This window comes from Kitasatospora purpeofusca, assembly GCF_034043715.1.
GTDB lineage: Bacteria > Actinomycetota > Actinomycetes > Streptomycetales > Streptomycetaceae > Kitasatospora > Kitasatospora purpeofusca_A.
In genome coordinates this window covers 18617-36298 of the sequence record NZ_JAXCLC010000012.1, presented here as the reverse complement: position 1 = coordinate 36298, position 17682 = coordinate 18617, and the positions used below count along the sequence as shown (strand labels likewise).

General features: G+C 73.5%; 16 protein-coding genes. 8 read left to right on the top strand and 8 right to left on the bottom strand.

From position 1 onward, the window contains the following. Positions 1 to 31 precede the first annotated feature (31 nt). From SM793_RS08915 to SM793_RS08895, 5 genes are all read right to left on the bottom strand, one after another. Complete coding sequence (locus SM793_RS08915; RefSeq protein WP_320437524.1) at positions 32 to 1015, bottom strand: ABC transporter permease; 984 nt, start codon at positions 1013 to 1015, stop codon at positions 32 to 34. Further along, positions 1012 to 1938 (bottom strand): ABC transporter ATP-binding protein, encoded by a 927-nt coding sequence (locus tag SM793_RS08910; RefSeq protein WP_320437523.1) that lies wholly within the window; start codon positions 1936 to 1938, stop codon positions 1012 to 1014. Before SM793_RS08910 ends, SM793_RS08915 begins: the two co-directional genes overlap by 4 nt. 23 nt (positions 1939 to 1961) lie before the next feature. Further along, on the bottom strand, positions 1962 to 2372 hold the full coding sequence (locus SM793_RS08905) for a GntR family transcriptional regulator (protein WP_320437522.1): 411 nt from the start codon (positions 2370 to 2372) through the stop codon (positions 1962 to 1964). Positions 2373 to 2476: 104 nt separating this feature from the next. Then, positions 2477 to 3193: an MOSC domain-containing protein gene (locus SM793_RS08900; RefSeq protein WP_320437521.1), complete on the bottom strand. Its 717-nt coding sequence runs from the start codon at positions 3191 to 3193 to the stop codon at positions 2477 to 2479. Between the two features lie 66 nt (positions 3194 to 3259). After that, positions 3260 to 4003, bottom strand: a complete 744-nt coding sequence (locus SM793_RS08895; protein WP_320437520.1) for a cyclase family protein — start codon at positions 4001 to 4003, stop codon at positions 3260 to 3262. Positions 4004 to 4057: 54 nt separating this feature from the next. On the opposite strand from SM793_RS08895, the gene SM793_RS08890 reads away from it, so the two are divergent. From SM793_RS08890 to SM793_RS08865, 6 genes are all read left to right on the top strand, one after another. Then, positions 4058 to 4723: a UbiX family flavin prenyltransferase gene (locus tag SM793_RS08890; protein WP_320437519.1), complete on the top strand. Its 666-nt coding sequence runs from the start codon at positions 4058 to 4060 to the stop codon at positions 4721 to 4723. Positions 4724 to 4852: 129 nt separating this feature from the next. Next, complete coding sequence (locus SM793_RS08885) at positions 4853 to 5314, top strand: Lrp/AsnC family transcriptional regulator (RefSeq protein ID WP_320437518.1); 462 nt, start codon at positions 4853 to 4855, stop codon at positions 5312 to 5314. 66 nt (positions 5315 to 5380) lie between these two features. Continuing rightward, positions 5381 to 6343 carry a threonine/serine dehydratase gene (locus SM793_RS08880; protein WP_320437517.1) on the top strand — a complete coding sequence of 321 codons (963 nt, stop codon included), beginning with the start codon at positions 5381 to 5383 and terminating at the stop codon, positions 6341 to 6343. Positions 6344 to 6434: 91 nt separating this feature from the next. After that, positions 6435 to 7598: an aminofutalosine synthase MqnE gene (gene mqnE, locus SM793_RS08875; RefSeq protein ID WP_320437516.1), complete on the top strand. Its 1164-nt coding sequence runs from the start codon at positions 6435 to 6437 to the stop codon at positions 7596 to 7598. A 110-nt stretch (positions 7599 to 7708) separates the two neighbouring features. After that, a complete protein-coding gene (locus SM793_RS08870; protein ID WP_413815900.1) occupies positions 7709 to 8998 on the top strand; it encodes a L,D-transpeptidase family protein in 1290 nt (429 codons plus the stop codon). Between the two features lie 162 nt (positions 8999 to 9160). Beyond that, positions 9161 to 10105, top strand: a complete 945-nt coding sequence (locus SM793_RS08865; protein WP_320437515.1) for a beta-ketoacyl-ACP synthase III — start codon at positions 9161 to 9163, stop codon at positions 10103 to 10105. Positions 10106 to 10310: 205 nt separating this feature from the next. On the opposite strand, the gene SM793_RS08860 is transcribed toward SM793_RS08865, so the two are convergent. Then, a complete protein-coding gene (locus SM793_RS08860) occupies positions 10311 to 10958 on the bottom strand; it encodes a TetR family transcriptional regulator (protein WP_320437514.1) in 648 nt (215 codons plus the stop codon). Between the two features lie 456 nt (positions 10959 to 11414). Here SM793_RS08860 and SM793_RS08855 point away from each other — a divergent pair, with 456 nt between their 5' ends. Beyond that, a complete protein-coding gene (locus SM793_RS08855; RefSeq protein WP_320437513.1) occupies positions 11415 to 13841 on the top strand; it encodes a serine/threonine-protein kinase in 2427 nt (808 codons plus the stop codon). Between the two features lie 46 nt (positions 13842 to 13887). Here the strand turns inward: SM793_RS08855 and galE are convergent, their stop codons facing one another. Beyond that, positions 13888 to 14871: a UDP-glucose 4-epimerase GalE gene (galE, locus tag SM793_RS08850; RefSeq protein WP_320437512.1), complete on the bottom strand. Its 984-nt coding sequence runs from the start codon at positions 14869 to 14871 to the stop codon at positions 13888 to 13890. Between the two features lie 232 nt (positions 14872 to 15103). Between galE and SM793_RS08845 the strand changes: the two genes are divergently transcribed. Further along, positions 15104 to 16198, top strand: coding sequence for a S1C family serine protease (locus tag SM793_RS08845; protein ID WP_413815901.1), 1095 nt, complete (start codon positions 15104 to 15106; stop codon positions 16196 to 16198). 146 nt (positions 16199 to 16344) lie between these two features. Here SM793_RS08845 and SM793_RS08840 read toward each other — a convergent pair whose 3' ends face one another. Continuing rightward, positions 16345 to 17565 carry a sensor histidine kinase gene (locus SM793_RS08840; protein ID WP_413815899.1) on the bottom strand — a complete coding sequence of 407 codons (1221 nt, stop codon included), beginning with the start codon at positions 17563 to 17565 and terminating at the stop codon, positions 16345 to 16347. Positions 17566 to 17682: the final 117 nt, after the last annotated feature.

The window sequence follows — 17682 nt, the reverse complement described above, 5'->3', positions numbered from 1 at the left end:
GGGCCGGCCCCGTGCCCGGCCCGGCCCGGGCTCAGGAGATCCGGCGGACCCGGCGGACGGCGACGGTGACCAGCAGGACGGTCAGGGCGAGGAAGATCCCGGTCTCGATCGCCTGGAAGGTCCAGAAGCGGTCGGCGGGCTGGTACTCCTGCCAGTTGGTGTGGGGGCCGGGGCCGTAGTCCTGGGCGATGCGGGCCAGGCACCCGGCGCTGTCGCCGGCCTCGGGGGCGCAGCCGATCCGGCCGTCGGGGAGGACGAGGGCGCCGGTGCCGTTGCGGACGCCCTCGTGGTAGATCCAGGAGCCGGCGAAGCGGTTGGCCATCAGCGGGCTGTCGATCGCGTAGGTGAGCGTCTTGGCCGGCAGGAAGTACGGGCGGGCGAACAGCTCGACCAGGGCGCGGACGGCGATGAACGCGGTGAGCGAGATGCCCATCGCGGGCAGCACCCGGCGGCTGATCGTGCCCGCCAGGATGCCGAGCGCGACCGCGAACAGCGTGTACCCGATCGGTGCGATGCCCTGGACGTCGAAGACCAGGTAGCGGAAACGGCCGAGGCCGTTGTCGGCGAGCGGCTCCAGCCACCAGGCGGCGCCGAGCGCGTAGCCGACGGACAGGACCAGTGCGACCGCGCCGACCAGGCCGAACTTGGTGAGGATCCAGCGCCGGCGGCTGATGCCCTGGGTCCAGACCAGTCGGTGGGTGCCGTTCTCGACCTCCCGGGCGACCAGCGGGGCGCCGAGGAAGACGCCGGCGAGGACCGGCAGCAGGACCAGGAGCACGGCCAGGTAGGCGGTCGAGTCGTACTTGTTCCGGAAGCGCTCGCTCAGCGCCTCGCAGCCGCCGTTGTCGACGAGTTCGGCGTGGCCCAGTGCGCGCAGGCAGGCGCCGAGGCCGGAGTCCTGGAAGGAGGAGCGCATGGCCAGGCCGGTGGGGACCAGGACGGCGGCGAGCGCGAGGAGCGCCACGGCCGTCCACAGGGCCTGCTTGCGGTGCTGGCGCCAGGTCAGCCAGATCATGCGGCCACCTCCGCTGCGGTCGGGCCGGTGGTCGGGCCGGTGGTCGGGCCGGTGGTCGGGCCCGCCGAGGCGCCGAGGTGGGCGAGGACGAGGTCCTCCAGGGTGACCTCGTGCACGGTCCAGCGGCTCGCGTCAACCGGGCCGTCGGTGCGGACGAGCAGGGTGGACTGCCGTTCGGTGTGACTGGCCCGGATCACCGCGGCCACCCCGGGGACGGCGGCGCCGTCGGGTGTCCTGGGGCCGACCAGCCGGCAGTGCGAGGCGAGCAGATCGTCCACGGGGGCGGAGAGTTGGACGTGCGAGGTGTGCAGCAGCACCAGGTGGTCGCAGACCCGTTCCAGGTCGTTCAGCAGATGGGAGGAGAGCAGGACGGTGGTGCCGTACTCGCCCACGGCGCCCATCAGGGCCTGCATGAACTCGTGCCGGGCGAGCGGGTCCAGCGCCGCCACCGGCTCGTCCAGCAGGAGCAGCCGGGGCCGTTTGGCCAGGGCCAGGGCCAGCGCGACCTGGGCGCGCTGGCCGCCGGAGAGCCGGCCGACGCGCTTGTCCAGCGGGAGGCCGAGCCGGGTGAGCCGGTCGCGGGCGATCGAGTCGTCCCAGCCGCGGGGGTTGAGCCGCCGGCCCATGGAGATCAGCTCGTCGGCGGTGAAGTCCGGGTAGAGCGGGGTGTCCTGGGCGACGAAGCCGAGGTCGGCCCGCGCGTCGGGGTCGTCGCGCGGGTCCCGTCCGAAGACGCGGACCTGCCCGGTGTCGGGCCGGAGCAGGCCGACGGCGAGGTGGAGCAGGGTGGACTTTCCGGCGCCGTTGGGGCCGACCAGGGCGGCTATCCGCCCGGCCGGGAGCTCCAGCGAGCAGTCCTGGAGTGCCCAGGTCTGCCCGTAGCGCTTGCCCAACGCCTCGGTGCGCAGAGCTAATTCCGTCATGGTGTTCTCCCCCAGGATGACTGTCAGGCCGGTGCGGCGCCGTCGGTGGGCGGCCGGTCCGGGGTGGCTCGCAGGGTGGTGTCGACGAGTGCGGTGATGTCCTCGCGGGTGAGTCCGGCGGCCTGCGCACGGTGCAGCCAGGCCACCAACTCCGACCGCAGTTCGGCCTGGTGGGCCAGGGCGGGTCCGGCCAGGGTGCGGACGAGGAACGTCCCCACGCCGGGCCGGCCCTCGGCGAGCCCTTCCAACTCCAGCTCCCGGTAGGCCTTGAGCACCGTGTTGGGGTTGATCGCCAGCGCCTGGGCCACGTCGCGCACCTTGGGGAGCCGGTCCCCCGGTTGCGCGAGTCCGACCCGCAGCGACTGCTTCACCTGCAGGACCAGCTGCATGTACGTGGCCACCCGTGAGCGGCCGTCGAGCACGAACTCGATCACCAGTTGTTCTCCTGTCCTACGACAGTAAGACAGGATAGGCGTACGTCAGTCAAGTAGCGAAGCGAGCGAGCGATTTGACGGACGGTGAGGCGGCGGCCGACCGGTCAGCCGAGCGTCAGGGTGTCCCCGACGCCGAGGCGCCCCGGGGCGGCGACCTCGGCGAGGGCGTCGAGCCGGGTGTCATGGGCCTGGGCGATGGCCCTGAGGATCTCGGGGGCGTGCGGCAGGCCGGGCTGGGCGACGGTGGTCATCGCGCACCGTTCGCTGGCGCGGACGAAGGCGAGCCGGGCGCCCGAGCGGGCACCGCCCCGGACCTCCCGGCCGAACCAGCTGTCCTCGGTGAACGGCGGGGTCCCCGGCGGGGTGCGCAGCAGGACGTTCGGGCGGAAGCGGCGGACGTCGACCGCGGCGGTCGGCACGGCCCGGGCGACCCAGTCCAGGGTGGCGGTGGTGAGCACGCTGACCGGGAGCTGGTCGAAGTGGGAGACGGCGTCCTCGCGGGCGAGTTCGACGTCCTCGCGCTGGAGGTAGGCGCGCAGGAAGGCGGTGGGGTCGGCGACCGGCTGCCCGAGCGGGTCGAACAGTTCGGGGCCGTCGAGCCGGTGGCCGAGCCGGGAGGAGAGGCGCAGCAGGCCGTCCATCCGCCGGAAGCGGCGGGTGTTCTTGCCGGAGCCGAGTCTGCCCTGGCCGTCGCGCACGGCGTAGAGGCGGTCGCCCGCGAGCCCGCGGTCGTCCACCTCGACGGAGTCGAGCCGCTCGCCGCCGGTGGACTTCACGGGGTAGCGCCAGAGCTGCTCGACGACTCCGATGATCTCTGCCATGGCCGGACAGCGTACCGGCGCCCGCCGATGATGGTCTAGACCAAGTGTCCGAGTGTGGCGAGGGGTTCACCCCAATCGGGCCACCGCCCGGACCGGAGCCCCGTCCGCCGCGACCAGCCGGAGCGGGAAGAGTGACACCTCGACCGCTTGCCCGGCCTCCTGCGCCGCCAGCAGTGGCCGCAGATCGGTCAGGTTCTCCGCGATCACCCCGCCGCCCGGCGCCCCGAGCAGCACCCGGTGGGCCGCCAGCGTGGGCTCCTCGGCGGCCGGTTGGTCGTGCTCGTCGGTGAGGTCGGCGAGCAGCGCCGCCACCGCCGGGTCGCCCGGGCCGGGATCGGGGGTGGGGTCGACGCTCAGCGCGTCCACCCCGACCGTGCGGACCCCGGCCGCCACGATCGCCTCGGCGGCCCGGGCGGTCAGCGACGGGTGGGCCAGGTAGGCGTCGGTGCCCCAGTGCCGCGCCCACCCGGTGGCGAGCAGCAGGACGGTGCCCTCGCCGGCCAGTTCCAGGGCGGGCGCGAGCTGTTCTGCGGTGACCTCGGCGCGCGGCTCCAGGCCGCGCAGGTCGGCCACCACGGCCGGGCCGGTGAAGCGCTCCAGCGGCAGGCCGTCCAGCGTCGGCCAGGTGACGTCGACGTGGTACGGCGCGTCGACATGGGTGCCGGACTGCGAGCCGAGGTGCACGGCGAGCACGTTCACCCCGGCGGTGGCGGTGGTGAGGGCGGGCTCCAGGAGGACGGCCGGATCGCCGGGGTAGACCGGCATCGCGGTGGTCACCTGGTGGGTCAGGTCGACGAGGGTCGGGGCCATGCGGCCATCCTTCCAGGGCGGGCCGGGGCGGGGTGGGGATAGAAAGGAAGCACTATGGAAAAGCCTGAGCAGCCCGTGCGCCGCCCCTGGATCGTCGGGGTCTCCGGCGCGTCCGGCACCCCGTATGCCGCGTCCGTGATCCGAGCCCTCCTCGCCGCCGGGGAGTCCGTCGACCTGGTGGTCAGCCGCGCGGCCCGGCTGACGATCCTCGACGAGACCGGTATCGCCTTCCGGGACGCGCACTGGCGCGCGGACCTGGCACAGTGGCTGGGGACGGCGGCGGACGCCCTGGAGGACGTCCGGTACTGGCCGGCCGGGGACTTCGCGGCCGGCCCGTCCAGCGGCTCGTACCCGGCGAAGGGGATGCTGGTGGTGCCCGCGACCACCGGCGCGGTGGCCGGGATCGCGCTGGGCCTCAGCAAGGACCTGCTCCAGCGTGTGGCCAGCGTCACCCTCAAGGAGCGGCGTCCGCTGGTCGTCTGCGTCCGGGAGGCACCACTCAACGGGGTGACGTTGAAGCACTTGGTGGAGCTGGACGCGCAGGGCGCGGTGGTGCTGCCCGCCTCGCCCGGGTTCTACGCCGGCGGCTCCACCGTCCGCGAGCTGGTCGACTTCGTCGCCGGACGGGTCCTGGACGCCGTCGGCGTGCCCCACACGCTGTACCGCCGCTGGGAGGGCGAGTTGGGCGGGGCGGCGCGCGCGGCGGAACGACCGGCCTGAGGGGGAGTGGGGAGCCGCAGGACAGGAGAGTATGTTCTCTGCGATATCCGGGTTGGTGCGAGCATGGCGCCTTTGAATCCGGATAATGATCTGTGGGTCTGGTGAGGTTCGGAAGGACGCGGACGGTATATGGACACGGTTGACAGACAGCTCATCCAGGCGCTCCGGGAGAACGGCCGCGCGTCCTACGCAGAGCTGGGCCGGCTGGTCGGCCTGTCCGGCCCGAGCGTCACGGACCGCATCAACCGCCTGGAGCAGGCCGGTGTCATCACCGGCTACCGCGCGACGGTCAACCCGGCCTCGCTCGGCTTCGGCGTGACGGCCCTGATCGGCCTCCAGCTGACCGACGCGGCGGACCACGAGGACGTCGCGTTCCGGCTGAAGGACCTGGGCGAGGTCGAGGACTGCTGGTTCATCGCCGGTGACGACTCGTACATGCTCAAGGTCCGGGTGCCGGACGTCGAGGGCCTGGAGTCGGTGGTGAAGCGGATTTCGGGCACGAAGGGTGTGGCCCGGACCCGGACCACCGTCGTACTCTCCACCAAGTGGGAGAGCCGGGTCAGCGAGCTGCCGTTCGCCGACGCCGAATAGCCGCCGCGGCGGGTGACCGCCGCGGGGCGGGCCGGACGAACGAGAGCACACGGGGGAGTGGTGGACATGGCACTGGTCGGTCTGGAGGAGCTGCGCGCGGCCCGGCGGCGGATCGAGGGGGTCGCGGTGCGCACCCCGCTGGTCCCCGCGCCCTGGGCGGCCGACGGCGAGCGCCGGCTCTGGCTCAAGCCGGAGAACCTCCAGCCGACCGGGGCGTTCAAGACCCGGGGCGCGTACAACCGGCTCGCCGCGCTGACCGAGGACGAGCGCGCCCGCGGCGTGGTCGCCCAGTCCAGCGGCAACCACGCGCAGGCGGTGGCGTACGCCGCGCGACTGCTCGGGATCAAGGCCGTGATCGTGATGCCGGACACCTCGCCGGCGGTCAAGGTCGAGGCCACCCGGTCGTTCGGCGCCGAGGTGCTGGTGGTGCCGCCGGAGCAGCGGGACGTGGTGCCCGGCGAACTGGCCGAGCGGCACGGCTATGTCTGGGTGCCCCCGTACGACGATCCGTTCATCATCGCGGGCCAGGGCACGGTCGGCCTGGAGATCGCCGACGACGCCCCGGCGGAGCTGGACACCGTGCTCGTCCCCGTCAGCGGCGGCGGACTGATCGGCGGCACGGCGGCCGCGCTCAAGCTGACCCGCCCCGAGGTGCGGGTGATCGGCGTCGAGCCCGAGCTGGCCGCCGACGCCCAGGCCGGTCTGCGGGCCGGCGAGCGGGTCACCTGGCCGGTCGCCGACACCTACCGCACCATCGCCGACGGTCTGCGCACCCCCTCGGTGGGCGTGCTGCCCTACGAGCACATCACCGCCTACGTGGACGACATCGTGACCGTCAGCGAGGACGAGATCCGCGCCACGGTGGCGCTGCTGGCCCGGCGCGGGCGGATCGTCGCCGAGCCGTCCGGCGCGGTCGCCCCGGCCGCGTACTTCCACCGGGCCGCCGAGACCGGCGGGCGGGCCGTCGCGGCGGTGGTGAGCGGCGGCAACATCGAGCCCGCGCTGCTCGCGGAACTCCTGGCCGGCTGACCCGCGCGGGGCGGCTGCCCGCGAGTCGACGCGGGTGGGGGCGTACGCTCGTTCCGGCAACGATTCGAAGTCGGAGGAGGCGGGTCACCGCATGGACGCAGGGCTCAAGCGCGAGCTGGAGGCGAAGGTCTACGCGGGGGAGCGGCTGACCCGGGAGGACGGGATCGCGCTCTACGAGAGCGACGACCTGGCCTGGCTGGGCGGGCTCGCCCACCACGTGCGGACGGTGAAGAACGGCGATGCCGTCCACTTCAACGTCAACCGCCACCTCAACATGACCAACGTGTGCAGCGCCTCGTGCGCGTACTGCTCGTTCCAGCGCAAGCCGGGCGAGAAGGACGCGTACACGATGCGCATCGAGGAGGCCGTCCGCCTCGCCAAGGCGATGGAGGTCGACTCCCTCACCGAGCTGCACATCGTCAACGGCCTCCACCCCACCCTGCCGTGGCGCTACTACCCGCGCTCGCTGCGGGAGCTCAAGGCCGCGCTGCCGAACGTCTCGCTCAAGGCGTTCACCGCCACCGAGATCCACTGGTTCGAGCGGATCAGCGGCCTGCCCGCCGACGAGATCCTGGACGAGCTGATCGACGCCGGTCTGGAGTCGCTGACCGGCGGCGGCGCGGAGATCTTCGACTGGGAGGTCCGCCAGCACATCGTCGACCACGACACCCACTGGGAGGACTGGTCGCGGATCCACCGGCTCGCCCACAGCAAGGGCCTCAAGACCCCGGCCACCATGCTGTACGGCCACATCGAGGAGCCCCGCCACCGGGTGGACCACGTGCTGCGGCTGCGCGAGCTCCAGGACGAGACCGGCGGCTTCCAGGTCTTCATCCCGCTGCGCTACCAGCACGACTTCCACGACTCCAAGGACGGCGTCGTGCGCAACAAGCTGATGGCTCGCACCGAGATGGCCACCGGCGCCGAGGCGTTGAAGACCTTCGCGGTCTCCCGGCTGCTCTTCGACAACGTGCCGCACGTCAAGGTCTTCTGGGTGATGCACGGCGTCACCACCGCCCAGCTGGCGCTCAGCCACGGCGCGGACGACATGGACGGCTCGGTGGTCGAGTACAAGATCACCCATGACGCGGACAACTTCGGCACCCCGAACAAGCTGGGCCGCGAGGATCTGCTCGGCCTGATCCGGGACGCCGGCTTCCGCCCGGTCGAGCGCAACACCCGCTACGAGGTCATCCGCGAGTACGACGGCCCCGACCTGGCCCGTCGGGAGACTCCGCAGGCGATGCGCCTCTGACGCACGCTCCGCCGCCCGGGCCCCCGCGGCCCGGGCGGCGCGCTCCCTTCACCGGGCCCGCACAGCCCCCGGGTTTCCCAACCCGGCCTCCGTTTGGCAGGATCGGCCACATGTCCGGTCACCGTCGCACCTCCCCGTACCCGTCGTACGAGCCGGTGCAGGAGGTGCCGCAGCCGTCGTACGGCGAGCACCAGCAGGAATACGGCACCGTGTACGAGGGTCAGGACGCCGGGTACGGCTACCCGGGCCCCGCCGGCCCCGATGTCCCCGACGTCCCCGATGTCCCCGATGTCTACGACCGGCCCTTCCAGCCGTACGCCGACGGGTCGGCCTTCCCGGCGGACCAGCAGCCGGTGTACCGGGCCGCCCCGCAGGACGGGTACGGGGGCGGGTACCAGGACACCTACCAGGACGCCTACCGGAGCGGCCACGGGGACGAGTACCGGCCCGAGCCGCGGGACCCGGCTCCGCCGGCGGCGCCGCTGCCGCAGCAGCGGAGCACCGCCGCCGCCCCCGGACCCCGGGCGGCTGCCCGGGGCCACCGCCGCAAGCCCAGGAAGAAGCGCACCGGCCGCGCCGTCACCGCCGGTACCGTCCTGCTGCTGGCGGCCGCCGCCGGCTGGTTCACCGTCGGCGAGGACGCCGCCAAGCCCGGGGTGACCAGCGCCGACGGCCCCGGCGCCGAGGGTGTCGCCGCACAGCCGACGGCCGACCGGCCCTCGCCGACCGCCGACCCGGCCGCCCGGGCCGCCGACGCCCGGCAGGACGAGACCCCCGCCGCCGACCGCAGCGAGCGCACCGACGGCTCGGTGGCCGCCATCCCGGGCCTCGGCGCCGCCTTCGCCGGCCGGATACCCGCCGGCACCAACCAGGTGGTGCTGGCCTCCGGCGAGGGCAAGGACACCAACCGGAGCACCGTCACGCTGTGGACCCGCACCGGTGAGGGCCGCTGGCTGGCGGGCGAGACCTGGCAGGGCCACAACGCCTTCAAGGGCTGGACCACCGACCACAACGAGGGCGACCTGCGCAGCCCGATCGGCGTCTTCTCGCTCACCGACGCCGGTGGCCGCAAGGCCGACCCGGGCAGCAAGCTCCCGTACGACCGGGACTCGAACTTCGTGGTCTCCGGCCGGGGCTTCGCCGGCGAGCAGCTGGCCGGCTCCTTCGACTACGTCGTCGCGATCGACTACAACCGGGTACCCGGGAACTCCCCGCTGGACCCGCGCCGCCCCAACGGCTCGACCAAGGGCGGCGGGATCTGGATCCACGTCGACCACGGCGGTCCGACCCACGGCTGCGTCTCGGTGCCGGAGGACAAGATGGCGGAGTTGATCCGCACTCTCGACCCGGCCGCCCATCCGGTGATCGTGATGGGGGACGCCGGCTCGCTGGCGGCCTGAGCGGCCCGGACCGGGCGGTCGTTCGTCCACGACTGTCTTTGCGCGTCCGATCGGGACCCGCCTGCCGCAACGGTCCTTGTCGGCCTCCTACAGCATCCCGGCGCGGATCCTGTAGCCGGTCGCGCCCGACTGACCAGCGGGTAACCGGGTTGAGTGGGCAGTATGACCGGTTCGCGCATCGTGGCACTCGGCCACTACCAGCCCCCCAAGGTCCTCACCAACGACGACCTGGCGAAGCTGGTCGACACCGACGACGAGTGGATCCGCAGCCGCGTCGGCGTCCGGACGCGGCACATCGCGGAGGACGAGACAGTCGTCGACCTCGCCACCGAGGCGGCCCAGAAGGCCCTGGCGAACAGCGGCCGCTCGGCCGCCGAGGTCGATCTGGTCGTGGTGGCCACCTGCACCGCGGTGGAGCGCAGCCCCAACACGGCCGCCGCCGTCGCCGCCCGGCTCGGGATCCGCGCCCCGGCCGCCTACGACATCAACACGGTCTGCTCGGGCTTCTCCTACGCGCTGGCCACCGCGGACCACGCGATCCGGGCCGGGGCGGCCACCAAGGCCCTGGTGATCGGCGCGGAGCGGATGTCGGACACCCTCGACTGGACCGACCGGTCCACCTGCGTGATCTTCGGCGACGGCGCCGGCGCGGCGCTGGTTGAGGCCCAGGAGGAGGGCGCCGAGCCCGGCATCGGCCCGGTGGTCTGGGGCTCGGAACCCGAGCGGGGCGACGCCGTGGTGATCACCGGCTGGGACCCGGTGATCAGCCAGCAGGGCCAGTCGGTGTTCCGCTGGGCGACCACGCAGATCGCCCCGCTGGCCCGGCAGGCCTGCGAGCGGGCCGGGATCGACCCGTCCGAGCTCAAGGGCTTCGTGCCGCACCAGGCCAATCTGCGGATCATCGACGCGATCGCGTCCCGGCTGGGGATCACCGACGCGGTGGTCGCCCGGGACGTGGTGGACTCCGGCAACACCTCGGCGGCCTCGGTGCCGCTGGCCTTCTCCAAGCTGGTCGAGCGCGGCGAGCTGTCGCCCGGCGACCCGGTGCTCCTGTTCGGCTTCGGCGGCGGCCTCGCCTACGCCGGCCAGGTCGTCCGCTGCCCGTGACGCCCCGGTCCGCCGCTGCCCGGGCCCCTCGGGGCGCCCGTAGGCCGCTGTAGCCCCCGCGGGGGCCCCGGAACGGCACGACATGCCTGTGGCGCGCTACGGACCGCCGGCGGACCTCCCCCGAGGACACGGCCGCCGTCCGTCGTACCCCGGACAGGAGGCCGGGGCGCGCGCGAAGCGGAAGGGCGGGTAGGTGCGGACCGGTCTACTTGGGCGCCTTCTTGCCGGTGACGCCCAGGTACACCAGGGGAGCGAGGTTGGGCTTGAGGTCCTTGAGCTTGACGCCCCAGGAGGTGAAGGCCTTCTGGTGCTCGGCCGCGGAGGCGAGCAGCGAGACCAGTGACCCGGCTACGGCGGCCGGATCCAGTGACTTGTCGGCCTGTCCCTTCGCCTGGAGTTCCTTGACGGCTTCCGTGAGTGGCTTGGCGACCGCGTTGAGGACGGTCATGCGGATCTTGAAGAACCGCTTGTCCCCTTCCGCGGCACCGAGCGTGACCACTCGGAGAATGGCGTCGTTCTTGCGCCAGAAGGCGAGGAATCCGTCGACCAGTTCTTCCGAAGTGGTCGTGCCGGACTTCCCTGCCCAGGACTTTCCGGCCACCAGCTCTTTGAGCGTGTCGGCGTCCTTGGCCATTTCCTCGGCGATTTCGAGGACGGCGCCCTCGACATCCGGGAAGTACTGGTAGAAGGTCGCGGGGGAGGTACCCGCCATACGGGCGACGTCGATGACCTTGACGTCCCGATAGGGCGACGTGCTGAGCATCTCGCGGAGGCAGTCGAGCAGCTTCTGCCGCGTCTCCTGTCCGCGTCGCCCGGCGACGCGACCGTCGACGGTGCGAACTTGTCCTGTCATGCCGTCAGCTTACCGTGGCCCGATCTTGGCGCGATTCGGTGATGTGACAATTACTCCGCCCGGGGGTTGGTATAGGGGCTCCAGGGCCTTCGGACGGATATTCACCGGCCTGCGGAGGGCGTCATGACGCCCCCCCGTGCACCGATGACGCCACAGGGTGACGACCCCTTCGCTGAGGGGTTATCGAGTAACGGAGCGTGACGAAGTAACAGGGGGTGTGAGTCGCCCCTCATGGTGGCTCCGGGCGTGTCGGGCGCAAGCCCGGGCCGGAGCGGACGTCAGGATCCGGCCGTTCCGGAGCCGCTGACCGCGCCGTGGCCCCGCCCGCAGGCCGGACGGCGTCTGGGCGGGGGAGGTTGGAGATGGACCGGGCGGCATTGGAGAATCGGGTCCGGCACCACGCGGTGGGTGCTCTGCACCACGCGGGCGGTGCTCAATACGGGGAGGTGGCAGCGGGTGGACCAGCTGACGGCGCACGATCCGAGGCGGATCGGGCCCTTCGAGGTGCTGGGGCGGCTCGGGGCGGGGGGAATGGGCCTGGTCTACCTGGCGCGGTCCGCGTCCGGCCGGCGGGTGGCGATCAAGACCGTCCGGGGGGAGCTGGCGGAGGACGAACTGTTCCGGGTCCGGTTCGCACGGGAGATCGCGGCCGCCAAGACGGTCGGTGGTTTCTACACCGCGGCCGTGGTCGACGCCGACGCGGACGCCCGGGTGCCCTGGCTGGCCACCGCGTACGTGCCGGCGCCGTCCCTGGAGGACCTGGTCACCGACTGCGGGCCGCTGCCGGCCGGGGCGGTGCGCTGGCTGGTCGCCGGCATCGCCGAGGCGCTGCAGTCCATCCACGCCGCGGGGCTGGTCCACCGCGACCTCAAGCCCTCCAACGTCCTGGTGGTCGAGGACGGCCCCCGGGTGATCGACTTCGGTATCGCCGCCGGGGTCTCCAGCACCCGGCTCACCATGACCAACGTCGCGGTCGGCACCCCGGCGTACATGTCGCCGGAGCAGGCCAGGGACAGCCGCGGCGTCACCGGCGCCAGCGACGTCTTCTCGCTCGGCTCGCTGCTGGTCTTCTGCGCCACCGGCCACCCGCCCTACCGGGGCGCCAACCCGGTGGAGACGGTGTTCCAGCTGCTGCGCGAGCAGCCCGACCTCTCCGGCCTGCCGGCCGAGCTGGTCGACCTGGTGCGGGCCTGCATGCGGCCGGCCCCCGAGCACCGGCCGACCCCGGAGCAGATCCAGGTCGAACTGGCCCCGCACCTGTTCTCCCGGGACGACGCCTCCGGCGAGGCCGGGGACTGGCTGCCGCCCAACGCGCTGGCCCTGATCGAGCAGAAGCGCCGCGGGCGCCCGGCGCCCCCGGTCTTGCAGCCCCCGGTCGCACAGCCGCAGGTTGCACAGCCGCAGGTCGTCCCGCCGCAGCCGGTGCCACCGCACCACCAGCACCAGCTCGGCCACGGGTCGGCCCCGCACTCCGCCCCGCACCTCGCCCCGCCGCCGGTGCCGCGGCCCGGCCAGGACGACCCGCGCACCCGGCAGGTGGCCGGGCACGCGCCGCCGTCCGCCGGTCCGGTGCACAGCGCGCCGCTCGGTCCGGACACCGAGGCCGCCACCGAGAAGATCTCCGCCCCCAGCCGCCACCGCCGGCCGGTCGGCGAGGACGAGGCGGAGGTCCGGCTGCCCGGGGCCTCGGTCCGGATAGGTCCCGGCCCGCGCGCCGAACAGACCGGCCCGGGCACGCCGCCCGCCGAGACGGACTGGGTCCGCCGGATCACCCCGCCCCCGGCCCGCGCCGCCCGCTGGCGCCCCTGGCGGTTCCGGATGTCCAACGACGTCTGGGGCACCCCCGTGGTCGCCGACGGCACCCTGTTCGTCTCCAGCTTCGAGGTGCACGCCCTGGACATCGGGTCCGGGCAGCGCCGCTACAAGACCCGGGACGTCGCCTGGGCCCTGGCCGTGGACGCCGGGCGGGTGCACGCGGCCGACGGCCCCCACCTCTACACGGTCGACGTCGCGGACGGCACCGAGCGCTGGCGGCACTCGCTGGACGGCTGGGTGTACGCGCTGGACGCGGCCGACGGCGTGCTCTGCTGCGGTGTCCGGGGCGGCGGCGTCCAGCTGCGCTCCGCGGTCACCGGTGCCGAGCTGTGGCGGGCCGACGACGCCCAGCAGGACTACGAGAACCCGCAGTCCGGGCCCGCCCTGGTGGCCGGTTCGGCGTACTACTACGGCGGCGGCCGGCTGCGCTGCGTGGACCCGCGCGGCTCCGGCCTGCGCTGGTCGGTCCCGGTCGGTGAGGACGTGCCGTCCCGTCCGGTCGAGCGGGCCGGCGTGCTCTACGTGACGGCCGGGACCAGGGTGTACGCGCTGGACGCGGCGAGCGGCGCCGAGCGCTGGCGGTTCGAGGCCCCGGTGGTGCTGTTCACCCCGCCGGCGCTGGACGCCGACGCGGTCTACGTGGCCGACTACCTGGGCACCGTGTACGCGCTGGACGCGGCCACCGGCCGGGACCGCTGGCGCGCGGCCACCGGCACCCGGCAGGGCGCCGAGCCGGTGGTGGTGGGCGACGGCGTGGTGCTGGTCGGCAGCGGTGAGGTGCTGTACGCCCTCGAGGCGGCCGGTGGCCGGGAGCGCTGGCGCTACACCGCGCGGGGCGAGATCGTCGGCTCCCCGGCGGTCGCCGACGGACTGGTCCACCTCGGCAGCAGGGACCACTCGCTGCACACCCTGGACCTGGCCAGCGGTCAGCTGCGCTGGGAGCTCGGCACCAAGGGCGAGCTGACCGGCTCCCCGGTCGCGGTCGGCGGGAAGGTGTTCGTCGGCAGCAAGGACCGCTGCGTGTACGCGCTGGACGCCTTCTACGGCACGGCGGTGCCCTCGCACTGACCCGGACGGGGCGGGGGCCGGAGCCCCCGCCGCGCCCGGTGCCGGTCTACTTGCGGGCCTCCGGGTGGCGGCTGCACCAGCCTTCCCAGGCGGAGGCGACCATGTCCTCGACCTCGTGCCGGGCGGTCCAGTCCAGCTCGCGGTGGATCAGATCGGCCGAGGCCACCACCCGGGCCGGGTCGCCGGCGCGGCGGGGGGTGATCTCCGGCGTGGTGTCGTAGCCGGTGACCTTGCCGATCACCTCCAGCATCTCCCGCACGCTGACGCCCTCGCCGCGGCCGATGTTGAGCACCAGGGAGGTCTCCCCGGCCGGGTCGGCGGCCAGTCGCTTCGCCGCGGCCACGTGCGCCGAGGCGATGTCGGAGACGTGGATGAAGTCGCGGACGCAGGTGCCGTCCGGCGTCGGGTAGTCGTCGCCGAACACCAGCGGGGCCCGGCCGGCGGTGAGCCGCTCGAAGACCATCGGGATCAGGTTGAAGACGCCGGCGTCGGAGAGCTCCGGCGAGGCGGCGCCGGCCACGTTGAAGTAGCGCAGCGCGACGGTGGACATGCCGTGGGCCTTGCCGGCCGCGGCGACCAGCCACTCGCCGGCCAGCTTGGTCTCGCCGTAGGGGCTCATCGGCGCGCACGGGGTCGACTCGGTGACCAGGTCGACGTCCGGCATGCCGTAGACGGCGGCGGAGGAGGAGAACAGGAAGCGCTTGACGCCGCCCTCGGCCGCGGCCTCCAGCACGGTCTGGAGGCCGATCATGTTCTCCCGGTAGTACAGGAAGGGCTGCTCGACCGACTCGCCGACCTGCTTCTTGGCGGCGAAGTGGAGGACGCCCTCCACCCGGTGGTCGCGGACGGCCGCGTCCAGCGCGGTCCGGTCCAGGGTCGACCCCTCGACCAGGACGACCTCCTTCGGCAGCCGGGCCCGGTCACCGGTGCTCAGGTCGTCCAGTACGGCCACGCGCTCGCCCGCGTCGAGGAGCTGCTGCACGACGTGCCCGCCGATGTATCCGGCACCGCCGGTGATCAACCAAGTCATGGCCGAATCCTAGGGTGTGCGGGTTTCGTACCGGTGCCGCGGGCGAGTCGGAGCCGAGCAATCGGACATTTCGGTGAAATGCTGACAAAGATCTCTGCGTCCTGTCCGAGCGGCCCCGAGCGGCCGTGTGCTGAGGAATCCGGAGGCGTCACCGGTGAACCGCAAGAAGGAGCCCACCCGTCCGATTCCGGCCGGACCGCGGCCCACCGGGCCGAAGGCCGTCGACCGGCGGCTGCTCGGGCCCGGCGCCGTCGCGGTGCTGACCGCGCTCGCGGTGGCCGGGTGCAGCAGCGGCCCGTCCTCGTCCTCCTCCTCGTCCGCCTCCTCGGGGTCGGCCGGATCCGCGACCGCCTCCGCCGGAGCCTCCGGCAGCGCCGCCGCCCAGTCCGGCGGCGGCAACCAGCTCCAGTCCGACTACCAGAAGGTGATCAAGGACGTCCTGCCCTCGGTGGTGCAGATCACCACCGCGACCGGCCTCGGCTCCGGGATCGTCTACGACGACAAGGGCGACATCGTCACCAACGCCCACGTGGTCGGCACGGCCACCAGCTTCGCCGTCACCCTGGCCGGCAGCACCAGGCCGCTGGACGCCACCCTGGTCGCCGGCTACCCGGACTCCGACCTGGCGGTGATCCGGCTGAGCAGCCCGCCGGGCGGACTCAGGCCGGCCGTCTTCGCGGACTCCACCAAGGTCGAGCTCGGCCAGATCACCCTCGCCATGGGCAGCCCGCTCGGGCTCTCCAGCAGCGTCACCCAGGGCATCGTCTCGGCCACCGGCCGGACCGTCTCCGAGCCGCGCACCGAGGGCTCGCCGGGCGCCGTGATCGGTAACATGGTGCAGACCTCGGCCGCCATCAACCCCGGCAACAGCGGCGGCGCCCTGGTCAACCTGGACAGCCGGGTGATCGGGATCAACACGCTCGCCGCCACCGAGCCGGAGGCCAACGGGGCCGCCGCCCCCGGTATCGGCTTCGCCATCCCGGCGTCCACCGTGACCAGCATCGCCGACCAGCTGATCAAGGACGGCAAGGTCACCAACTCCGGCCGGGCCGCGCTCGGCATCACCGCCCGGACCTACTTCGACCAGGACTACCGTCCGGCCGGCGCCGTCGTGGTCGCCGTCACGGCCGGCGGTCCGGCCGCCTCGGCCGGCCTCCAGCCCGGGGACGTGATCACCAGGATCGGGGACACCCCGGTCGACTCGCTGAACTCGCTCACCACCGCCCTGGCCTCGCTCGCGCCGGGAAGCAAGGTCACCGTGACCTACAGCCGGGACGGCAGGAGCGCCACCGCCGAGGTCACCCTCGGCACCCTGGCGACGCCGTAGGGCGTCCTGCAGCCCCCGGACGGCGGGCGCCCCGCACACCGCGCAAGGGTTCGCGGGACGCCGCCGTCCGGGATTGTGTTGTCGCCCGCTCGTGGGTGGGGCCTCGGGGCGGGGCGGCTCGGGGCGGGGCGGGGCGGCGGAAGCGGTCAGCGACGGGTGGTGCGGGTGTGCCAGGGGAGCTCGACCGTCACCGAGGTCGGGCCGCCGTCCGGGCTCTCCACCAGGAACACCCCGTCCACCGCCCGCACCCGCTCGGCCAGCCCGGCCAGGCCGCTGCCCGGGTAGGGGGCCGCGCCGCCCTTGCCGTTGTCCTGGACCAGCAGCAGCAGCTGGTCGCCGGCCCGCCAGACGTCCACGGTGGCGGAGCGGGCGCCGGAGTGCTTCGAGATATTGGTCAGCAGCTCGCTCACGGTGAAGTAGGCGATGCCCTCCACCGCCGAGTCCGGCCGGCCGGTGCCGCCGTCCGGGGCCTTCAGGTCGACGTGCACCTTGACCCCCTCCGGCACCGTGCAGCGCGCGGCCACCGAGGAGAGCGCCGCGTCCAGGCCGCGGTCGGTCAGCACCGCCGGGTGGATGCCCCGGGCGAGGTCCCGCAGCTCCTGGAGGGCCAGCTTCACCTCGCCGTGGGCGTTGTCCACCATCTTCGCGGCGGCGGCCACGTCCTGCGGGTTCTCGGGCTCGCGCAGCCGCTCCTTGGCCATGCCGAGGTCCATCGCCAGCGCCACCAGCCGGGCCTGGGCGCCGTCGTGCAGGTCGCGCTCGATCCGGCGCAGGTCGGCGGCGGCGGTGTCGACGACGGTGCCGCGGTCGTCCTCCAGCTCCCGCACCCGCTCGGACAGCGCGCCCGGGGTGAGCAGGACCTCGACCAGCATCCGGTCCACCGCCGACTCGGCGCGGACCACCCAGGGCAGGGCCGGCCAGCCGACCAGGACGAAGACCAGGGTCACGGCGAAGCTCAGCACCCCCCACGGCAGCATCAGCACGTGGTAGAGCGCCGAGCGCCAGGAGAGCGAATCGGTCAGGTGGGCGATCGCGAAGCCGGTGACGCCCGGCCGGCGCGGCACCGGCTCCGGCTCGTGCACCCCGGAGCCGTACAGGGACCGGGCCCGGCCGCGGGCGAAGCCGCCCATGCCCCGGCAGCCGGCCAGGCCGGCTGCCAGCAGCGGCAGCCCGATCACGGTGACGGACAGGGCGAGGCCGACCGACAGGGTCACGATCGTGAAGACGAAGCCCACGATCCCCAGCGGCAGGTTCAGCAGCAGCCGCCCGACCTGCCGCCACATCCGCCCGCCGTACAGCGGGGTGCGTCCGGCGGGCGCCGGCGTCTGCGCACCGGTGTCCCCGGCGTGGCCGTCCTTTGGCTTCATCTCGGTCTTCCGTCCCTCTCGGTCGAGCTGAACCCCTAGCTTCGCCGGTCGGGGGCGGGCGGGGCCATGGGGGTGATCCGTCTCCCCGGCCGGGGGTTATCCCCACCCCGGTCCGGA